Source organism: Brucella oryzae, from assembly GCF_041929965.1.
Lineage (GTDB): Bacteria > Pseudomonadota > Alphaproteobacteria > Rhizobiales > Rhizobiaceae > Brucella > Brucella oryzae.
The window spans coordinates 1-3480 of the sequence record NZ_JBHEEO010000053.1 but is presented as its reverse complement, the minus strand read 5'-3'; the positions used below and the strand labels follow the sequence as shown (position 1 = coordinate 3480).

The following is a 3480-nucleotide window of genomic DNA, read 5'->3' as shown; positions in this document are numbered from 1 at the left end:
CTGATGTCTGCATCGCCAAAATTTACGCCCAAACCGTCAGGCAGGCAACTGCAGCCCAGTTAACGTGACAACACCGCTCAAATCGATCCAGCAGCTCTGCTACATTGCCACCGGCCACTAAATGCTTCGACATCCTCTCGCCACTGCCCGGCGACAACGAAGTGATCAACCAAGTCGATCGGCTCAGTTCCAATGCCACAAAAATTGCGCCAAGATCAGTGCGGACAGCGGTCGGATGAATGGATGCGGGTTCCATAAATTGCTCCTCCTGAGCGAGTGTTTTGATGCAACCTCACTCTGCCAGAGCGACGGCCGCTGTTCACTCCTCATGGGATCTAAAGCCGAAGAGGTGGATATTCACCCGCCCCCATTCCTCGTTTGCAACCCCGACCAGCCTCTCGGAATGGGGGCTGAACGTCAGCATCTGTCGCATCTCTATTTTGCTGGGAACGTCGCAACTTTAACTTGCTAAAACAAGTCATTGACTTTTTTGGCTATTTCTACAGTATCTCGTTTAGGTCAGAGAGCCAACCACTCCTCACATCGCGCCTTTGCTCAATTTCCGCCATACCCATGGTTCGACAAAAGTTCCTTGCCAGATGCCTGCCTTTCGGCTTTTGGCTTCTGACTGAGCGCTAGAATAAGCGCCCTTTGAATACATTGGCCAATCGAGAGCATGCCCGTTCCGGACGAGCCATGTCGCTAGGTCCTGGCCGAAGGTATTCACGCACGATGCTACAATGCGATTATACTTATCGACATCCCGTTGAGCACAGATAATGGGTTGAGCCTCATCGAGATAGCTGGCCAGCTTCATCGAACTGATTTGTCCACAGCGATACTCACTGCCGGATGCATTTTTACATGTCTGCGCACCCTCTGGCGCGTCAACACCCCAAATTCGGATGCGTTGGCCATGTATCTCGATAGTATCGGCATCGATAACAGATGCGCGTCCCGCAATCGATCCGCTGGGTTTCGCAGGCTTTGTCACTGTCTTGGCGTCGGATGGTGCGTAAAATGAAGACGAGGGAGTTTCCCTGACCTTCGCACCGCCGAGTTCATATGTGCACAGTGCTTCTGACGGTGGAGAACCACAGTTCTGTGCTAGATTTCGATAGCTAGCGCAACGTCCCGTGGCATGAATACGCCAGCCGGGGCCGCCCTTGCAGCCGCAGCCACGGCATTGACCTGAAATCTGTATAACCGGTCGCGTTACCTGTTCTGCGGGTGGCTGCCAACTCATGACAGATACCGCCAAAATCAACCCCAACATTCCCATGCCCCATAAATCAGTTATTCGTTCGGATCAGTTCCCGCATAGCCAACCCGGATTGCCTTAGCTATTTCAGTGACCGCCCTCACCGCTTCGTCGGCGGCTCACTGAACCGCGCCGGGTTTGCCGGAGGCCATTTCGTTTAAGTTATGCGGCCACGGCCGGTGCGTCCAGCATGGCGTAATATCGTTCTTCGGCTTCGGCTGGCGGTATGTCGCCGATGGGCTCCAGAAGGCGACGGTTGTTGAACCAATCTACCCATTCCAGCGTGGCGAACTCCACCGCTTCGAAGTTGCGCCACGGTCCTCGCCGATGGATGACCTCGGCCTTGTAAAGACCATTGATCGTTTCAGCGAGAGCGTTGTCATAGGAATCTCCAACACTCCCGACCGACGGCTCGATGCCCGCTTCCGCCAGCCGTTCGGAATAGCGAATGGACACATATTGCGATCCGCGGTCGGAATGGTGAACCAGTCCGCCACGATGGACGGGCCGCCGATCATGAAGCGCCTGGTCGAGGGCATCGAGAACGAAACCCGCATGGGCAGTCCGGCTTGCTCGCCAACCGACGATGCGGCGAGCGAAGGCATCGATCACGAACGCGACGTAAACAAAGCCCTGCCAAGTGGCCACATACGTGAAATCAGAAAGCCAGAGCATGTTGGGCGCAGGCGCGAAAAAGTGCCGGTTCACCCGGTCGAGCGGGCATGGTGCGGCCTTGTCCGACACGGTGGTTTTGACCGGTTTGCCACGGATGATGCCCTGTAGTCCCATCGACCTCATAAGCCGAGCGACCGTGCAGCGGGCGATGTCGTAGCCTTCTCGCTGCAACTGCCGCCAGACTTTACGCACGCCGTAAACCTGGAAGTTCTCATTGAACACCCGGCGTATCTCGATCTTCATGCCGATATCGCTGCGGGCGCGAACCGACAGGCGGTCAACATCCAACCGCTTGGCTACGTTCTCGTAGTAGGTTGATGGGGCAATCGGCAAAAGCCTGCAGATCGGCTCGACCCCGAACACGCTACGGTGTTCGTCAATGAACGAGATCATCGTTTGAAGGGGCGGTCGAGCTCCGCCATCGCGAAATAAGCAGACGCCTTGCGCAAAATCTCGTTGGCCTGACGAAGCTCGCGGTTCTCCCGCTCAAGAGCTTTCATCTTCTCGGCCGCGTCGCTCGGCAAGCCTGCTCGTTTGCCGCTGTCGACCTCGGTCTTCTTCACCCATTCATGCAGCGTGGCTCGCGAGCAACCGATCTTGCCCGCAATAGATGAAACGGCCGCCCACCGCGACGGGTGCTCTGCCTCGTGATCCAGCACCATACGGACGGCGCGTTGGCGGACTTCGGGTGAAAACTTGTTCGTTGTCTTGCTCATATCGGCTCCACTCTCTCAGAAGTTGGAGCCTCCGGCAAACCCGGGGCGGTTCACACCAGCTTCGGCTGCATCATTTTGTCAGATCAGAAATCCCGTGAGTAACGGCGGTTTAACAGTCCAGATCGCAGTCAAGGTATATGCCAGATTGCTTCAGCCCCATCATTTGAAGTCCCTCCAATCAGAGACTGACAATAAACGATTTTCGAAACGAAGATTGGAGAAATTATCACCCGCCGGATTGCAGTCAATCCTTGTGCCGTTTGGTCTCGTGTCATCGACGTTTTCATGAGTATGTGGCTCATTTCCACTTACTAGCTAAGATTCTGCTGGGCAGCTTTTCTCAATAATTTTTTTGTTTTTGCGCCCGACATGCGGGTACGTTTCGCCGCACCCCTAAAGAAGTATATCATTTGCATGTTTTCGTGCGGACGTATAGATGCATATTAGATACATGATTTTATTATGTAATGCGCATTCCGGCGACCTTACCGTCGAAATGCACAACAGGGCCGGACAATGGTCCCTGATCTCAGGATTCTGGAACATGCGCGAATACATTTCATGAACAATATCAAGCCCATGGGAATTGGTGACGCCTCATCGCAGCCCAGAGCACTGGCGGGGGCCATTCTTGCATATGCCGGCAATATCGACAATCTCGGTGCGCTGGCTCCGGCAGTGGAGCGGATCGCACAAAAGCATGTCGGCCTTCAGATCCTGCCGGAACACTACCCGCATGTGGGCGAGGGGAGTTGTCACGTTAAGTTTCTCTGGCCGGAAAGGCCAGGGGCTCGTAGATATTCAGGCGAAACAGGCCGCAATTTTCCA

At 54.9% G+C, this 3480-nt stretch carries 2 protein-coding genes, 2 pseudogenes and 1 other annotated feature; of the genes and pseudogenes, 1 reads left to right on the top strand and 3 read right to left on the bottom strand.

What is annotated here, in order from left to right; genetic code table 11:
• Positions 1 to 73: 73 nt before the first annotated feature.
• The 3 genes and pseudogenes from JNC70_RS22605 to JNC70_RS22595 all read right to left on the bottom strand — a co-directional run.
• Positions 74 to 256: pseudogene (locus JNC70_RS22605) on the bottom strand (IS110 family transposase); the annotation flags it as partial.
• 282 nt (positions 257 to 538) lie between these two features.
• A complete protein-coding gene (locus tag JNC70_RS22600) occupies positions 539 to 1246 on the bottom strand; it encodes a thermonuclease family protein (protein WP_374789038.1) in 708 nt (235 codons plus the stop codon).
• A 177-nt stretch (positions 1247 to 1423) separates the two neighbouring features.
• A protein-coding gene (locus JNC70_RS22595) for an IS3 family transposase (protein ID WP_374789037.1) occupies positions 1424 to 2652 on the bottom strand; the annotation gives its coding sequence in 2 pieces (ribosomal slippage) (positions 1424 to 2358 and positions 2358 to 2652; 1230 coding nt in all).
• Positions 2255 to 2371 (bottom strand) — a sequence feature (AL1L pseudoknot). (Overlaps the previous gene by 117 nt.)
• 561 nt (positions 2653 to 3213) lie before the next feature.
• Between JNC70_RS22595 and JNC70_RS22590 the strand changes: the two are divergent.
• A pseudogene (locus JNC70_RS22590) lies at positions 3214 to 3480 on the top strand (hypothetical protein); the annotation flags it as partial.

What these genes read in the sequence shown, in the direction of transcription:
- JNC70_RS22600 (WP_374789038.1), bottom strand. Translation starts at nt 1,246, where the DNA reads ATGAGTTGGCAGCCACCCGCAGAACAGGTAACGCGACCGGTTATACAG.